This is a genomic window from Caldovatus sediminis, assembly GCF_014644455.1.
Taxonomy (GTDB): Bacteria; Pseudomonadota; Alphaproteobacteria; order Acetobacterales; family Acetobacteraceae; genus Caldovatus; species Caldovatus sediminis.
Genome location: NZ_BMKS01000015.1, coordinates 18104 through 33978, shown reverse-complemented (window position 1 = coordinate 33978; position 15875 = coordinate 18104). Strand labels below are relative to the sequence as shown.

The 15875-nt window shown below is 72.1% G+C and carries 18 protein-coding genes; 15 read left to right on the top strand and 3 right to left on the bottom strand.

Annotated elements, in window-relative coordinates:
• Nucleotides 1–27: 27 nt before the first annotated feature.
• The 3 genes from IEX99_RS18425 to IEX99_RS18415 are packed head-to-tail and all read right to left on the bottom strand — an operon-like array spanning nt 28 to nt 2347.
• A complete protein-coding gene (locus IEX99_RS18425) occupies nt 28–489 on the bottom strand; it encodes a hypothetical protein (RefSeq protein ID WP_229678133.1) in 462 nt (153 codons plus the stop codon).
• Nucleotides 486–1835 (bottom strand): recombinase family protein, encoded by a 1350-nt coding sequence (locus IEX99_RS18420; protein ID WP_141853595.1) that lies wholly within the window; start codon nt 1833–1835, stop codon nt 486–488. The genes IEX99_RS18425 and IEX99_RS18420 overlap by 4 nt, the downstream gene beginning before the upstream one ends.
• The gene (locus IEX99_RS18415; RefSeq protein WP_141853597.1) at nt 1832–2347 is read right to left on the bottom strand and encodes a DUF2924 domain-containing protein; all 516 of its coding nucleotides are present in this window, start codon (nt 2345–2347) and stop codon (nt 1832–1834) included. Before IEX99_RS18415 ends, IEX99_RS18420 begins: the two co-directional genes overlap by 4 nt.
• Nucleotides 2348–2825: 478 nt before the next feature.
• Here IEX99_RS18415 and IEX99_RS18410 point away from each other — a divergent pair, with 478 nt between their 5' ends.
• From IEX99_RS18410 to IEX99_RS18340, 15 genes are all read left to right on the top strand, one after another.
• Nucleotides 2826–3152: a helix-turn-helix domain-containing protein gene (locus tag IEX99_RS18410; RefSeq protein WP_141853601.1), complete on the top strand. Its 327-nt coding sequence runs from the start codon at nt 2826–2828 to the stop codon at nt 3150–3152.
• A 23-nt stretch (nt 3153–3175) separates the two neighbouring features.
• Nucleotides 3176–3883, top strand: coding sequence for an ImmA/IrrE family metallo-endopeptidase (locus IEX99_RS18405; protein ID WP_229678132.1), 708 nt, complete (start codon nt 3176–3178; stop codon nt 3881–3883).
• Nucleotides 3884–4002: 119 nt separating this feature from the next.
• Nucleotides 4003–5169 carry a hypothetical protein gene (locus IEX99_RS18400; protein WP_188902994.1) on the top strand — a complete coding sequence of 389 codons (1167 nt, stop codon included), beginning with the start codon at nt 4003–4005 and terminating at the stop codon, nt 5167–5169.
• Nucleotides 5162–6094: a hypothetical protein gene (locus IEX99_RS18395; RefSeq protein WP_188902992.1), complete on the top strand. Its 933-nt coding sequence runs from the start codon at nt 5162–5164 to the stop codon at nt 6092–6094. Before IEX99_RS18400 ends, IEX99_RS18395 begins: the two co-directional genes overlap by 8 nt.
• 92 nt (nt 6095–6186) lie before the next feature.
• Entirely contained in the window at nt 6187–6399 is a 213-nt protein-coding gene (locus IEX99_RS18390; protein WP_188902990.1) for a helix-turn-helix transcriptional regulator, read from the top strand.
• A gap of 147 nt (nt 6400–6546) precedes the next feature.
• Nucleotides 6547–6849: a hypothetical protein gene (locus IEX99_RS18385; protein ID WP_141853611.1), complete on the top strand. Its 303-nt coding sequence runs from the start codon at nt 6547–6549 to the stop codon at nt 6847–6849.
• The gene (locus IEX99_RS18380; RefSeq protein ID WP_229678131.1) at nt 6846–7748 is read left to right on the top strand and encodes an ATP-binding protein; all 903 of its coding nucleotides are present in this window, start codon (nt 6846–6848) and stop codon (nt 7746–7748) included. The genes IEX99_RS18385 and IEX99_RS18380 overlap by 4 nt, the downstream gene beginning before the upstream one ends.
• A gap of 3 nt (nt 7749–7751) precedes the next feature.
• The gene (locus tag IEX99_RS18375) at nt 7752–8402 is read left to right on the top strand and encodes a hypothetical protein (protein ID WP_188902988.1); all 651 of its coding nucleotides are present in this window, start codon (nt 7752–7754) and stop codon (nt 8400–8402) included.
• A 15-nt stretch (nt 8403–8417) separates the two neighbouring features.
• A complete protein-coding gene (locus IEX99_RS18370) occupies nt 8418–10103 on the top strand; it encodes a DEAD/DEAH box helicase (protein WP_188902986.1) in 1686 nt (561 codons plus the stop codon).
• 15 nt (nt 10104–10118) lie between these two features.
• Nucleotides 10119–10493, top strand: a complete 375-nt coding sequence (locus IEX99_RS22560; protein ID WP_229678130.1) for a DUF6511 domain-containing protein — start codon at nt 10119–10121, stop codon at nt 10491–10493.
• Nucleotides 10493–11254 (top strand): hypothetical protein, encoded by a 762-nt coding sequence (locus IEX99_RS18360; protein WP_188902984.1) that lies wholly within the window; start codon nt 10493–10495, stop codon nt 11252–11254. The genes IEX99_RS22560 and IEX99_RS18360 overlap by 1 nt, the downstream gene beginning before the upstream one ends.
• Nucleotides 11215–13647, top strand: a complete 2433-nt coding sequence (locus tag IEX99_RS18355) for a phage/plasmid primase, P4 family (protein WP_229678129.1) — start codon at nt 11215–11217, stop codon at nt 13645–13647. The genes IEX99_RS18360 and IEX99_RS18355 overlap by 40 nt, the downstream gene beginning before the upstream one ends.
• Nucleotides 13647–14264, top strand: a complete 618-nt coding sequence (locus tag IEX99_RS18350; RefSeq protein WP_456304531.1) for a hypothetical protein — start codon at nt 13647–13649, stop codon at nt 14262–14264. The genes IEX99_RS18355 and IEX99_RS18350 overlap by 1 nt, the downstream gene beginning before the upstream one ends.
• A gap of 213 nt (nt 14265–14477) precedes the next feature.
• Nucleotides 14478–15029, top strand: coding sequence for a hypothetical protein (locus tag IEX99_RS18345; RefSeq protein WP_188902982.1), 552 nt, complete (start codon nt 14478–14480; stop codon nt 15027–15029).
• A gap of 90 nt (nt 15030–15119) precedes the next feature.
• Complete coding sequence (locus IEX99_RS18340; RefSeq protein ID WP_188902981.1) at nt 15120–15668, top strand: GIY-YIG nuclease family protein; 549 nt, start codon at nt 15120–15122, stop codon at nt 15666–15668.
• Nucleotides 15669–15875 lie beyond the last annotated feature (207 nt).

Below are 15875 nucleotides of genomic sequence, written 5' to 3'. Positions count from 1 at the left end.
CTGCGCCCCCGAACAGGGGGGAGGCGGTCATCGCGCCGGATCCCCAGCCTGGTTCCCATGCGCCGAAGATCTGCGGCTGTTCCTCTTCTGTCCTCCCGCGCCGCCCGGAAGGCCGAGTCGCTGCTCGGCCCAGACGGCGGAGAAGGGTGCCATCAGGGTCGGCAGGCTGAGATCAGGAGGCTGCCGCCCATCCAGGATCGCCTCAATGAGGTCCGGTGCGAGGAGCGTCAGTTGGAGGAGTCGGCCGAGATAGCCGCGGTCGATTCGTTCGGCGGCGGCCATCTCGCCGAGCGAGACGTAGCGCCCCTCCTCCAACAGCCGCTTCCACCGGTGCGCCCGGGCCAGCGCCTTGACGAGGGCCGGGTCGGCCCGCGTGCGCGCCGCCGCAGCGCCGGGGCTGCTGCCGTCCGGCGTGACCACCAGCTTCCGCCCGCCGCGGCGGCGGATCGCCAGCGGGACGCGGACCGTGATGCTGGTGGCCGTCGTCACGCCGCCCTCCGGGTCTCGGTCCCGATGCCGCCGAGGTCGCGCGCCAAGCTGGCCAGCCCCTCCAGCCGCAGCCGGATATCGGCACCGGCGGGGCTGATCTCGACGCGCTCGACCAGCAGCCGGACGATGCGGGTCTGCTCGGCCGGGAATAGCTCGTCCCAGAGCGGGTCGAGCCGCTCCAGGGCGGCCAGCGTCTCGGCCTCGGTCAGGTCCGGCGCCTCGGCCCGCGCCGCCCGCCAGGTGCCGACCACCACCTCGGGCTGGCGCAGCAGCGCCCGGACCTGATCCACCACCGCCGCCTCGATCTCGGCCGCCGGCAGGCGCCGGACCGGGCAGTCCTCCGCTTCCCCCTTCAGCACCGCCTGGCTGATGTAGTAGCGGTAGAGCCGCCCCCGCCGCCGCGTGTGGGTGGGCGACATGGCGCGCCCGTCCGGGCCGAAGATCAGGCCGCGCAGCAGGGCCGGGGTCTGCCGGCGGTTCCGGTTGGCGCGGACCCGTGGGCTCTCCCGCAGGATGGCATGAACCCGGTCCCACAGCTCCCGGGGTACGATGGGCCGGTGCTCGCCCGGGTAGACCTTCCCCTTGTGCGCCACCTCGCCGAGGTAGGTGCGGTTGTTCAGCAGCCGGTAGAGCGCCCCCTTGTCGAAGGGCCGGCCGGTCTTGGTCAGCACGCCCTCCGCCCGCAGCCGCCGCACCGTCTCCACGCCGGAGCCGGTTTCGGCGAAGAGTTCGAACGCCCGTCGCGCCCGCGCGGCCTCTTCCTCATTCACCGCAAGCTTGCGGTCGCGGACCTCGTAGCCGAGCGGGACCGAGCCGCCCATCCACATGCCGCGCGCCTTTGAGGCGGCGATCTTGTCGCGCACCCGCTCGCCGATCACCTCGCGCTCGAACTGGGCGAAGCTGAGCAGGATGTTCAGCGTCAGCCGGCCCATGCTGGTCGTGGTGTTGAAGCTCTGCGTTACCGAGACGAAGGTGACGTCGTTGGCGTCGAATACCTCGACCAGCTTGGCGAAGTGCATCAGCGAGCGGCTGAGGCGGTCGATCTTGTAGACCACCACGACGTCCACCCGGTCGGCCTCGATGTCGCGCAGCAGGCGCTGGAGGGCGGGCCGCTCCAGGGTGCCGCCGGAGATGCCGCCGTCGTCGTAGTGGTCCGGCACCAGCACCCAGCCCTCGGCGCGTTGGCTGGCGATGAAGGCCTCGCAGGCGTCGCGCTGGGCGTCGAGGCTGTTGAACTCCTTCTCCAGCCCCTCCTCGGTCGACTTCCGGGTGTAGACGGCGCAGCGGAGCTTCCTCGCCGCGGCCGGCAGGACGGCCTCGGCCGCGGCGGTGGCCTTGCGCCTCATGCCTGCCCCCGCTGGTTCTTCAGGCCGAAGAAGCTCCAGCCGTTCCAGCGCGTGCCGGTGATGGCGCGGGCGATGGCCGAGAGGGAACGGTACGGCCGGCCCTCATACTCGAAGCCGTCCTGCAGCACGGTGACGGTGTGCTGGACGCCCTGGTATTCGCGCACCAGCCGGGTGCCGGCGACCGGCCGGTCCTCGCCGGCGCGGATGCGGCGCAGCACCACGTTGCCGCCGTCCAGCTGCTCGCCCAGCGCCTCCAGCCGGGCCACCGTCTCCGGCTTCAAGCCGCCATAGGCCAGCTCCTGGATGCGGTAGGCGAGCCGGCTCTCCAGGAACTTCCTGTTGTAGGGCGGCGGTTCGGTGCCGCAGAGCTCGCGCCATTGCCGCTTCAGGTCGGCGATGTCGGCGGTCTTCAGGGCCGCCAGGCGGGGCAGCACGCTGGCGGGCGGAATGCTGGCGACCACCGCGGTCGGCGCCGCGGCGGCCTGCACATTATAATTCGAGCGCTTCGTCATGCCTGTCTCCGACGAGTCGGGTTGGCATGACGGCGCTGCCAGGGCGCGGAGTGTAGGCGAACCTCTCCCCGGTCCCGGGCCTCGGCGGCGTCGCGCGCCAGTTCCTCGGCGGCGCGGCTGCGCAGCCGCAGCAGGCCGGCGGCCAGGAGGGCGCAGACCTCGCGGAGGTGCGGCGGGAGGTGCTGCAGGGCGGCGGAGTGGGGTGAGGGGCTCGGGATCATCGGTTCGCGCCCAAGATCACCCCGACCGGCCAATTTGGACAGCCAAAACAATCGCTTAGCGAACCACAGCGAAGAAGAAGGCAGCCGTGCGCAGCCTCCCTCGCACCCGCCGCCCGCCCCGCTCCCGGGCCGGCAGCCCGAGTCGCGGCCATCGCCTCCCGGCGGGTTCCGAATCCCTGCTTGACCCCGGAGCCGCCAGCCAAGATACGTCAATCCGCGAAGCACCGTAGGATGGGAAGCCGCGGGATGGACGCGCGATGACATCGCGGGCGACGACGCTGGGCAAGGCCATCGTGGCGGCCCGCAAGGAGAAGGGCATCAGCCAGAAGGACCTGGCGGCGTCCGTGCTGAAGGACGACGGCTCCGGACCGATCTCGCCCCAGTACCTGAACGACATCGAGCACGACCGGCGCAGCCCGAGCTCTGACCACCTGATCCGCCAGTTCGCGAGGGCCCTGGGCGTCGACGAGAACTACCTCTTCGTGCTGGCCGGCAAGATCCCCGACGAGGTGCGGCTGAAGGCGCGCGATCCTGATAAGGTCGCCGCGGCGTTTCGGAACTTCCGGAAGAGCGTGTCGAACTGAGGGGGTGGCGCATGGTGGCTTGGGTGCCCGACAGATCCGGCCGATTCGGCCGGCGCCCCCACTTCGGCCAGGAGGAGCTCGACCGGGAGTGCGAGGCGATCGTCGGCACCTTCCTCCGCGGCCGGTACGGCGAGGCGCGGTACCCGATCTCCACCGATGACCTCACGGTGCTGGTGGAGCGGTACACCTCCAGCCTCGACCTCTACGCCGACCTGTCCGCCCACGGCGGCGACGTCGAGGGCATGACCGAGTTCTTCCCGGACGAGCTGCCGGCCGTGGCGGTGTCCGAGCGCCTGTCCTCGGACCCGCGGCGTGAGAATCGGCTGCGGACGACGCTGGCCCACGAGCTCGGCCACGCCCAGTTCCATCGCGCCCTCTGGGCCGAGCGGTTCTCCCGCGGCGGCCTGTTCGACCGCGCCGACCCGGAGACGAAGGCGATCTGCAAGCGGGACTCCATCCTGGGGGCCCGCGAGGTGGACTGGATGGAGTGGCAGGCGGGCTACGTCAGCGGCGCCATCCTCATGCCGCGCTCCGTCCTCGGCCGGCTGGTGGCGGAGCTCTGCGTCCCCCGCGGCATCCACGCCGCCGTGCACGCCGAGTCGCCGCTCGCGGCGGAGATGGTCGGGCGGGTGGTCGAGGCCTTCCGGGTCTCCCCGGACGCGGCGCGGATCCGCCTCCTCAAGCTGGATTTCCTGACCACGGAGCGCCGGGCGCCCACGCTGTTCGGCTGAGCGCCGACCCTGCTACGCCACTCGGCGTAGATTTGCGATTGATTTCGTCGCCGTGCTGTTGCTACGGCAATGAGCGGATCGCCGTATGGTCCGCGCGATTCGCTCATCGGAGTCCGAGCATGCTCACCGTGGCGAGCTTCATCCGCAGCACCCCGCCGACGTCGCTGCGCACCTACTTCACCACCCTCACCGCCCCCCTGCCGGAGGAGGTCCCCTGGGAGGGTCCGGCCAGCGCGGTCGCGGCGCCGCTCCTCCGCGCGGTCGACGCCATGGACGAGGCCGATCGGCTGCGCCTGATGAACGACGCCGAGCGGGTGGGCGCCATGGCCGACGAGCCCGGCCAGGCGGCGCTCTACGCGGTCTGCGCCCGCCACGACCTGCTCGACGGGATGGAGAACGGCCACGCCCGGGCGCTGTGGGTGTTCATCAATCAGCCGGAGGCCTTCCGCCACGCCGAGGAGGTCCGCTACGCCGACGAGAAGCGCTACGGCCGGATGTGGGACGGCTTCGCCGGGCAGCCGGGCCTCGCCGTCGCGCGCGACGGCGAGGCCGTCGCCGCCTTCCGGCGCGCCGTCGCCGAGCGCTTCGGCAGCCCCAACGTCGAGGTGGAGATCTGCGACCGCTCCCGGCCGGCCCTGGAGGGCGCCGGCGCGGCGCTGGTCCAGGCCGCCGTCTACCGCGAGGGGCGCGCCGGCGACGTGCTCGAGTTCGTGGACGGCAGTCTCGCGCGCCGCGCCCGCAGGCCCGTCATCGAGGCGGCCCTGACCTACGAGCCGGCGACCGGCGCGATCGAGGTGGTGGCCGCGGCCCGCGAGACCCGCGAGGAGCTCGTCCGGCTGTTCGCCGAGCATCTGCTGGATGCCACCTTCCCGGGCGAGCGGCTGCCGATCCGCCACTACACGCTGGACCACCTGCGGCGGCCCTTCGACTTCCCGACCGACCCCGAGGACAACATCGAGTCGGTGCGAGTCACCCTGATGCGGCTCATGCCCTACGACACCCAGGGCGAGCGCATCACCCTGGAGTGCATGCGCGACGCCGAGGCGAGCATCTGGCAGGTCGCCGAGGCCCGGCTGCGGGACCAGGAGCACGGCATCGAGGGCTACATGCTCACCAAGGTGCGCTTCACCATCAGGTTCCGCGCGGTGCCGGGGGTGCGCGGCGGCCGCACCCTGCCGGTCACGATCTCCATGCCGAAGGGCTGCGACCTCAAGGACCGTACGGAGCGGGAGCGGCTCATCGGCGAGAAGTACCTGCGGCGCTGGCGGCTGCTGCGCGATGTCTGACGGCCGGCCGTCCCTCGACGCAGAGGCGGTCGAGTTCCTCCTGGAGATCCTGGAGCTCCGCGAGACGCGGCTGTCCGGCGCCGCGGCGGAGCTGCGGCCCGGGCCGACGGCGCTGCTGGCGGCGGCCGGCCTGCTCGTGCCGCACGACCACGAGGCGGTCACGGCGTCCCTCGCCGACCACGACGACGTGCCGGTGTCCCTGGCCTGGTCGGAGCGGGCCGGCGGGCTCGCCTACTTCAGCCCCGCCGTGGGGCCGGTCGCCGTCCCCGGGGAGCGCCTGGTGCGGCGCCGCGTGGACATGGCCGCGGTGCTGGCCGCCGTCGCCTCCGGCCTCGGTCTGCCGCGCGGCCGCCCATCGTCCGTCCTGGTCGACGGCCTGCTGTGGGAGATCGGCGAGGCGCGCGTCGGCAGGCGCCCGGCCCGGGTCCCGCTCTGGTTCGCGCGCCGGCTTTCCGATCCCGCCGTCCAGCGCCAGGTCGCCGACGCTGCGCGAGCCCGGCCCCACACGCGCCCGCGTGTCGTCCTCACGAGCGCGCGGCCGGCCCGCGTGCGCGACATCGCCGTCCCGGGCGCGGTCGTGGTGGCGTTGCGCGACGTGCTGGCCGCGCCGGACGGCCTCGCCGTCAGTCCCGACATCCTGGACGCCCGGCTCAGCGGCGTGCCGCCCGTTGCGGCGGGACCGTTGGTCCTGTCACCCGACGGCACCAGGCTCTCGATCAACGGCGGTGACCCGATCCTGTTCCGAAGCGAGGCGCAAAAGGAGGCCATCGGGAAGCTGGTCGACGCCTTCTACGCCGGCACCCGGCTCCGCGCACGCGACCTGACCCACCACCACAGCCTGCAGACCTTCTTCGGCAAGGCGAAGTGGACACGACTTGCGCCCTTCTTGAAGAGCAAGGGCGGCCTCTGGGGGTTCGAGCCCTAACCGAATTTCTGCCGGTTCTTCTGCCGATCGCCGGCTCCGTTTTCTGCCTCCACCGGCGCGACCTTCCCCGCAGTTGTTCGAGGGAAGTCGCCATGTCCGTCAGGCACCTGCACCAGGCCGATCTGGCCCGCCGCTGGAACGTCAGCCCGCGCACGCTGGAGCGCTGGCGCTGGCTCGGCCAGGGACCGCGCTTCCTGAAGATCGGCGGCCGCGTCGCCTATCGCATCGAGGACATCGAGGCATTCGAGGCGGCGCAGGTCCGCACCATCAGCGGCAGCACCAGGGAGCATCGTCCCGCCGCCTGACCGCACCCGGCTTTCCTGCCGGGTCTTCCTGGGAATGCAACACCGCCGCGAGGCGGAAACACCAGGACGGTCAGCTCCGCCGCGTCGGGGCCCGGCAGCGCCTAGATCGACGGAACAGGAGCGCGACGACGAAGGAGTCACGCTTCCATGTTCAAGACCACCACGCCGCTGCAGCGGCTCCGCGAGTCCTCCTACGCGCTGGCCGAGCTGCCGGACAGCTTCCGCACCGGCGAGCTCGGCGAGTACGGCCAGCCGGTCAGCAAGGCGGTCACCGATGCGACGGTGGATGACGTCGCCTTCGCCATCCAGGCGCTCGGCGACGAGGCGGATACGATCTACCGCCGCGTCACCGCCCTCAAGCAGCTGCACGACCGCGCCCGGCGTGCCGGCGCGCGCGGCGCGGACCTCGCCGTGGAGGCCGCCGTCCGCTTCGCGGAGCGCCGCAAGTGAGCGCCCCCTTCACCCAGACACAGCCGGGCCGGCTGCGCATCATCGGCGCCGACGAGCGCATGGCGGAGCGGCGCGGCATCAAGGGCGTCCTCGCCGGCGCCTCCGGCATCGGCAAGACCAGCCAGCTCTGGTCGCTCGACCCCGCGGCGACGCTCTTCGTGAATCTCGAGGCAGGCGAGCTCGCGGTCGCCGGCTGGCCCGGCGACGAGGTCCGCGTGCGGGACTGGGATCTCGCCCGCGACCTCGCCTGCTGGATCGGCGGCCCGAACCCGGCGATGCGGGACGACCAGCCCTACGGCGCCGGTCACTACGCCCGGGTCTGCGAGGCCTTCGGCAGCCCCGCGCAGCTCGCGAAGTACCAGACGATCTTCGTGGACTCGATCACCGTCGCGTCGCGCCTCTGCCTGCAGTGGTGCAAGGGCCAGCCGCAGGCGGTCTCGGACCGCAGCGGCAAGCCCGACCTGCGCGGCGCCTACGGCCTGCTCGGCCAGGAGATGATCGCCTGGGTCACGCACTTGCAGCACGTGCCGGACAAGAACGTCTGGCTGGTCGGGATCCTCGACAAGAAGCTCGACGACTTCAACCGGCCGTTCTTCGCGCTGCAGGTCGAGGGCACCAAAACCGGCCTCGAGCTGCCCGGCGTGGTCGACGAGCTCATCACGCTCGCCGAGCTGCGCACCGAGAAGGGCGAGCCCTACCGCGCCTTCGTCTGCACGACGCTGAACCCCTTCGGCTATCCGGCGAAGGACCGCAGCGGCCGCCTCGCGACGATCGAGGAGCCGCATCTCGGCCGGCTGATGGAGAAGATCCGCAGGCCGGCCGCGGCGCCTCCGACGGCGCTGTTCCAGGTCGCCCTGCCCGCGGCCCCCACCACCGACACGACGACGCAGGAGAGCTGAGCGGTGTCCGACAGCTTCACGCACGACTTCAACGGCGCCGAGGCGCAGCAGAACGCCTTCGAGCTGATCCCGTCCGGCACGCTGGTGAGGGTCCGCCTCACCATCCGGCCCGGCGGCGTCGGCCCGGAGGGCTGGGTGACCCAGAGCCGCACCAGCGACGCGCAGTACCTCAACACCGAGGCGGTGATCCTGGAGGGCCCGCACGCGCGGCGCCGCGTCTACACGCGCATCGGCCTCCGCGGGAAGGGCGCGCAGGGCAGCGACGATCCCTACGGCAACCGCGGCCGCGCCCTGATCCGCGGCATCCTGGAGAGCGCGCGCGGCGTCGCGTCGAAGGACACCTCCGACCGCGCCCGCGCCGCGCGCACCATCCGCGGCTACGGCGACCTGAACGGGATGGAGTTCCTCGCCCGCATCGGGGTCGAGAAGGACAAGGCGGACCCGCGCGACGAGGGACGCAACGTCGTCGCCGCGGCGATCGGGCCCGAGCACGCGGACTACGCCCGGCTCATGGGCGGGGCGCCGGTCGCGGCGCAGCCGACGCCGCCCGGCCCCGTGACCCAGGGCACCGGCGGCGCTGCGCCGCCCTGGGCGGCCGCCCAGCCCCCCCAGCCGCCCGCCGCGGCGGGCAACGCGCCCTTCTGGGCGCGCTGAGCGGGAGGCAGGGGAATGATCCCGCGCGACTACCAGCGGGCGGCCGTGGACGCCGCCCGCGCCAAGACCGCGGCGCACGGCAACACGCTGGTCGCCCTGCCGGTCGGCGCCGGCAAGACCGCCGTCGCCGGCTTCTACATCGGCGAGGAGGCGGCGGCGCAGCCCGCCTCCCGCTTCCTGGTGCTGCAGCACACGGACGAGCTGATCGAGCAGAACCGCGCCACCATCGGCCGGGTCGCCGGGCTGTCCGCCTCGGTGGTGAAGGCCGAGCGGGACGACTGGTCCGGCCAGGTCGTGTTCGGCAGCGTGCAGACGCTGGCCCGCTCCGCGCGGCGCGCCCGCATGGGGCAGGTTTCGCACCTCGTCATCGACGAGTGCCATCGTGCGGCCGCCGACAGCTACCAGGCAATCATCGCCGACGCGCGAGCCGCGAACCCGAAGGTCAAGCTGCTCGGCCTCTCGGCCACGCCCGAGCGTGGCGACGGGCGGAGCCTCCGGAAGACCTTCTCGAACATCGCCTTCCACCTGCCGATCTCGGCGCTGATCGCCCAGGGGATCCTGGTGCCGCCGCGCACCTTCACCATCGATGTCGGCGTCTCCGACGACCTGGACCAGGTGGGCGCCACGGCCGGCGAGTACGACATGGACGCCGCCGCGAAGGTGCTGAACCGGGCGGTGGTGAACGAGGCGGTGGTCGAGCACTGGCGCGAGCGCGCCGGCGACCGCCGCACCATCGCCTTCTGCGCCACGGTCGCCCACGCCGAGGCGGTCGCGGCCGCCTTCCGCGCCGCGGGGATCACCGCCGAGACGGTGACCGGCGAGATGCCGGCGAAGGAGCGCGCGGCGCTGCTCGCCCGCTTCGACCGCGGCGAGGTGCAGGTGGTCACCAACTGCATGGTGCTGACCGAGGGCTTCGACAGCCAGCCGGTTGGCTGCATCGTCGTCCTCCGCCCGATGCTCCACCGCGGCACCTTCATCCAGGCGATCGGGCGGGGGCTGCGGAAGGTGGACCCGGAGCGCTTCCCCGGCGTGGTGAAGACCGACTGCGTCGTCCTCGACTTCGCCGGCGCGGCGCAGCGCCACGGCTCGATCGAGCACGACGGGATGCTCTCCGAGGAGGAGGAAGCCGGGCCGGGCCAGGCGCCCTACAAGACCTGCCCGGACTGCGAGGCGGAGGTGCCGCTCGGCACCCTCGCCTGCCCGTTCTGCGGCCACGTCTGGGAGCGCAAGCTCCGCGAGAAGCGCCCGCTCCAGTGCTTCGGGCTGACCGAGATCGACCTGCTCGACCGCTCCCCCTTCCGCTGGTGGGACATGCACGGCGACGGCCACGCCATGATCGCCTCCGGCTTCGACGCCTGGGCCGGCGTGTTCTTCGACGGCGAGCATTGGCACGCGGTCGGCAAGCTGCGCCAGGGGCGGCTGCGCCACCTCGGCGTCGGCGAGCGCGCGCAGGTCCTGGCCGGGGCCGACGACTTCCTGCGCCAGGCCGAGACCGGGGCCGCCGCCACCAAGAGCCGGCTGTGGCTGAACCACCCGGCCAGCCCGCGCCAGCGCGAGCTGCTGGTCAAGGCCGGGGACGCCGATCCGGCGCTGGACTTCGGCCTGTCGAAGTACGCAGCGAACTGCCGGCTGAACTTCCTCTGGCACCGGCCGCAGATCCTGGCCGCGGTGTTTCCCGGCGGCCTGGGGAGGGCGGCATGACCCCGGCGCACGACCATGCCCCTCGCGCCCGCGCCGCGCTCGCTCTGCGCCGCCTGTCGGCGGTCGGAGCGCGGCTTCGGCTGGTTCGACCCGACATCGTCGAGGCCGCCGCGGCCCTCGGTCTCCTTCTGCTCCATCACCTGCCAGGGCTGGTGGGTGCGCTTGGCGCGGCGGTCCACCGCCATGGTTGACCTCACCGAACACGAGCGCGCTGCCCTCCGCGCCGCCATGCGGGCCATGGCCGAGGTCATGGCCGAGATCGGCTGGACCACGGCGCTGAACGCGCTTTCGGAGCAGCAGGTGCTGACGCTGGCGGAGGTGGCGGTCGGCGCCTTCCAGGACGCGATGCGCGCATCCGCCTCCAGCGGAACGCCGGAGGTGCCGTTCTGATGACGGAGCCCAGCCTCGACTTCAACCATCGCCCGAAGCCGCCCACCGCGGCGGAGGCGATCAACGCGCTCGTCGACGCGGCGCTGGTCGCGGAGAACGGGACGCGGGCGCGCCGGGAGTATCTCGGCGGCTCGCGGCTCGGCGATCCCTGCGCCCGACGCCTGCAGTATGAGTTCCTGGACGTCCCGCGCGACCCGGACACCGGCTTCTCGGGCCAGACGCTGCGGATCTTCGCGGTGGGGCACGTCTTCGAGGACCTCGCCATCGGCTGGCTCCGCCGCGCCGGCTTCGACCTCCGCACCCGCAGCCGCGCCGGCGAGCAGTTCGGCTTCTCCGTCGCCGGCGGGCGAGTGCAGGGGCACATCGACGGCGTGGTCGTTGCGGTCCCCACCCCGGCGCAGGGCGTGGTCGCCGTGCCGGCGCTGTGGGAGTGCAAGTCGGCCAACGCCCGGAACTGGAAGGAGATGGTCCGGCGCGGCGTCGCCGCGGCCAAGCCGATCTACGCGGCGCAGATCGCGCTCTACCAGGCCTACATGGGCCTGACCGAGGCGCCGGCCCTGTTCACCGCGGTGAACAAGGACACGAGCGAGCTCCACCACGAGCTGGTGCCCTTCGACGGGGCGCTGGCCCAGGCCACGAGCGACAAGGCGGTGCGCGTCCTGCAGGCCTGCGACGCCGGCGAGTGGCTGCCCCGCGTCGCGGCCGAGCCCGAGCACCTCGAGTGCGCCCGCTGCCCCTGGCGCACGCGGTGCTGGTCGTGAGCGCCGCCGAGGTGATCCCGCCCATGCCGGTCGCCCCCGATGCCGCGATGGTCGCAGCCTATGCCGACATGGTCTTCGGCTGGTGCGAGGGCTGGGTGGCGGTCCGGGCCCTCGCCGAGAAGGGTGGGCCCGACCGCGCCCCGCACACGCCCTTCCTGCCGGCCGATGCCGATCTGCCGGCCAAGCTCGCCGTCCAGGCGCAATGGGCCGCCGAGGCGGGCATGGCGCTCTACGTCATCCCCGGCACGGTCGCCGCGCCCGGCCAGGCCAGCGCCGAGCACATTGCGCAGATGCAGGTGGTCCTGGTCGACCTCGACGGCGGCGACATCGCCGCGAAGCGCGCGCACCTGCTCCAGCACCTCGGCCCGCCCAGCCTCGAGGTCGCCTCGGGCGGCGTCACCGCGGACGGACAGGCGAAGCTCCACCTCTACTGGCGGCTCACCGAGCCGGCGGCGGGCGAGGACCTGGCGACGGTGTGCCGGCTGCGCCACGTGATCGCCGCGAAGGTCGGCGGCGACCCGGCCTTCCGGTCGGCGCACCAGCCGATCCGCGTCGCCGGCTCGGTCCACGCCAAGGGCGGCCGCCGGAGTCTCGTCGCTGTCCTGGCCACGCACGGTCGCGACCACGATCTCGCCGAGTTCGCGGAGGCCGTGCTCGCCATGCCGCCTCTGCCAGGGGTCGGCGCCGGGGTGTCTGCCGACGCGGACGGCGACCCTCTCGACTTCAACGGTGCGGGCGCCACCCGCGGGGAGGTCACTGAACTCTTCGGCCAGCAGATCCGCGAGGGCGGTGTCGATGGCGTGACCCGGTTCGACGCGCTCTCCCGGATCATCGGATACTGGATCCGGCGCTGCCAGGACGGCTTCGTCACCGCGGCCCAGGCCTGGCAGGAGATCTGCGACTACAACGCCGCGCGGATCAGCCCGCCCTGGCCCGAGGACCGGCTGCGCCAGGAGGCGGAGCGGCTGTGGCGCAGGGCCGAGGCGAGCCACGCCGGCCCGGACGCAGCCGACTCTGGGAATGGCGAAGCCGGCGGCGATGGCACCGGGGATGACGGCCTTCTGCCGATCGGCTTCACCGAGGATGCGCTCGCGGCCGAATTCAGCGAGGAGCACGGCGAGGACTGGCGGCACGTCGCCGTCTGGGGCGCTTGGCTCACCTGGACCGGATGCCGCTGGGAGCGCGAGGGCACGCTGCGCGCCTTCGACCTGGCCCGCCGCGTCTGCCGCGCCGCGGCGAACCGCGCGAACAACGCCAAGGTCCGGACGAAGCTGTCGCAGGCCTCGACGGTGGCTGCCGTCGAGCGCCTGGCGCGCGCCGATCGCCGTCACGCCACCACCGCCGAGGTCTGGGACCGCGATCCCTGGCTGCTGAACACCCCGGCCGGCGTCGTGGATCTGCGCAGCGGTGCGCTCGCTCGGCACGACCGCGTCCTCTGCATGACGAAGATCACCAGCGCGGCGCCGCAGGGGGATTGCCCGGCGTGGGTTGCCTTCCTCGCGCAGGTGACGGGCGGCGACGCCGAATTGCAGGCCTATCTCCGCCGGGTCGTCGGTTACGCGCTCACCGGCGTCACCACCGAGCATGCGCTGTTCTTCCTCTACGGCACCGGCGCGAACGGCAAGTCGGTGTTCGCCAACACGCTGACGGCCCTGCTCGGCGACTACGCGACCGTCGCGCCGATGGACATGTTCATGGCGACCACCGGCGATCGCCACCCGACCGACATGGCCGGGCTGCGCGGCGCCCGCATCGTCACCTCGATCGAGACCGAGCAGGGAAGCCGCTGGGCGGAGAGCAAGCTGAAGGCGCTCACCGGCGGCGACCGCATCACCGCGCGGTTCATGCGGCAGGACTTCTTCGAGTTCACCCCGCAGTTCAAGCTGCTGGTCGCGGGCAACCACAAGCCCTCCATCCGCAATGTCGACCAGGCGATGCGGCGGCGGCTGCACATGGTGCCCTTCACGGTCACCATCCCGCCCGCCCAGCGCGACAAGCGCCTGCCCGAGCGGCTGCTGGCCGAGCGTGACGGCATCCTCGCCTGGGCGCCGCAGGGCTGCCTCGAGTGGCAGCGGGTCGGCCTCCGTCCGCCGGCGACCGTCCTGGCGGCCACCGACGAGTATTTCGAGGCCGAGGACGCCCTCGGGCGGTGGATCTCCGACCATTGCCAGACATCCCCGGCCAGCACGGAACTCGTCTCGACCCTGTTCGCCGCCTGGAAGGCCTGGGCGGAGGCGAACGGCGAGTTCGTCGGCTCGGTCCGGCGCTTCTCGGACAACCTCGTCAACCGCGGCTTCGAGCGGTGCCGGGACGGCGCCACCACTCAGCGCGCCTTTCGCGGGATCGCGCTCAAGGCCGGCGGCACGGCCACCACCAGCAGCATGGAGTTCTGATGATGGATCTGCACGGAAACCCGCGGATGTCCACCATCCTGACGCAACTGACAGATCGCCCCCAAACACCCGTCACGCGGGCGCGCACGCCCGCGCGTGACGGGGTTTCCCGGAGCTGCGTCAGATCTGTCAGGACCGTCAGCGGCCCGGCCGGCAGCCTGCTGGCCCTCGACCTCGGCAGCACCCTCGGCTGGGCCGTCCGCTTGGCCGACGGCACCATCACCTCCGGCACGGCCAGCTTCCGTCCGGGCCGCTTCGAGGGCGGCGGCATGGGCTGGCTGCGCTTCCGCCGCTGGCTGGACAGCATGGGCTCGAGCGCCGGCCCGCTCGGCAGCGTCGTCTTCGAGGAGGTGCGGCGCCATGCCGGCACCACCGCGGCGCATGTCTATGGCGGCTTCCTCGCCCATCTCACCGCCTGGTGCGAAAGCTCCGGCGTCCCCTACCAGGGCGTCCCGGTCGGCACGATCAAGCGCTTCGCAACTGGCAAAGGCAATGCCGGCAAGGACGCTGTCATCGCGGCCATGCGGGCCCGTGGCTTCGCACCCGCAGATGACAACGAGGCGGATGCCCTGGCCCTTCTGCTGTGGGCGATCGACGCCCAGGGTGGTGCGCAGTGAGGCTGCCCGGCGCACCGTCGCTTCCGCGCTGCCCGCTCGGTCGAGAGCCGAGCCCGACCAACGCCGCCGACCTCGAGGCGATGCGCCGGCGCGTCTGGCGAGAACAGGGCGTTGTCGCTCTTCGCCTCGAGGACATCACCGATCCCTGGCTGCGCCAGGCCCTCACCAACGAAGCGACGCGGCGCTGGGGGCCGCGGAACGGAGGCATGAGCCATGGCCGCTAAGCGCAAGAAGAAGATCGGCAGCCAGCCGGAGAGCCTCGGGACGCCGAGCCGGTGGCGCCTGCAGCACGGGGGCTTCTCGGAGCCGATCCGCGAGGCCGATCCGGAGACGGGCAGTCCTGTGCAGCACCGGCGCGCGGTGGACACGCTCGGGATGATGCTGGCCAACGGCACCATCACGCAGGAGATGCACGATGCTGGCGGCTACTTCCGCGCGCTGTTCCGACGCGCGGCTCTGGACGGCATGTCGCGCTCGCCGCTGATCCGGCTGCCGGGGAAGACCGCGGACGCGCTGTCGGAGCGGAACATGGACGCGCGCCGCAAGGTCGCCGAGGCGCTCGACGCGCTGGGCGGCCACGAGAGCGCCGCAGGCTCCTGTGCCTGGTACGTCGTCGGCCTGGAGATGTCGGTGCGGGAGTGGGCGATGCGCCAGGGATGGGGGGGCCGCCCCGTCGCGCCGCCCCAGGCGCAGGGCATGCTGGTGGCGACGCTCAGCGTCCTGGCAGGGCACTTCGGGCTCGTGCCGCGGACGAGGGCGGCATGAGGGTCTCAGTGGGGGGAGATCGCCTAGCGCCCTCCCGATTGAAGGACCACGATCAGAAGCGATGATCGGCCTGTGAACCGAGGTGACTGGATGACTCTGGAGCCCCTCAACGTGTTCCGGGAGCTCACGGCTCGTGAGCCGGTCCAACTGGACGCGCTACCTCATGATCACGGGATCTATGCGCTTTACGACCACACCGGTGTGATCCGCTACGTTGGCATCACCAGAAAGGACAAGTATGGCTTCCACGGGCGAATCTATGGCCGCCACGTTGGTGGCTCTGAGGGCCGCAGCCACAAGTTCTCGCACGCCTACAACACGGGCCGGATGTGGCGAGCCAAGGGGGATAGATGCCCGGATGCTCGGCAGTCGAAAGCGCTACGTATGGCATTTGCCAGACGGTACTGCCGCGCGGCATTTCTCGTCGTGCCGCCGACGCTCTCCGGCATCCTGGCAGAGCTCGAGTTGGCGGTTCAGGCAATAGCGCCAGCAGGGATGCTTGCCTGGGGGAGCAAGCGCAGCTTCGTCCCCGTGCCAGAGCCGACTGGTCTCGTTGACGCTCTGCTCGACGAGCTGCGCTACACGCCTGAGCAGCATGCTGCGATTCGTCGCCAAGCGGCTAAATGTCCCAGCACCTGAAAGACAATCGACGGAGGGAGCGCTGTGCCATTGGCTCCTTCGGGACAAGGAAGAAAGCGAGGAGCGTAGACAAGCATAGCACAGCGAACGAATGTCGTGTTGCGGAGCGAAATCCACACGACCTATCATCAGGTCACCTCGAAAAGGCGCGGCCGCGCCGCGGCTCGCCAGCCACGGCGTCGCTCGATCGAGACAGTGGCTCTCGAG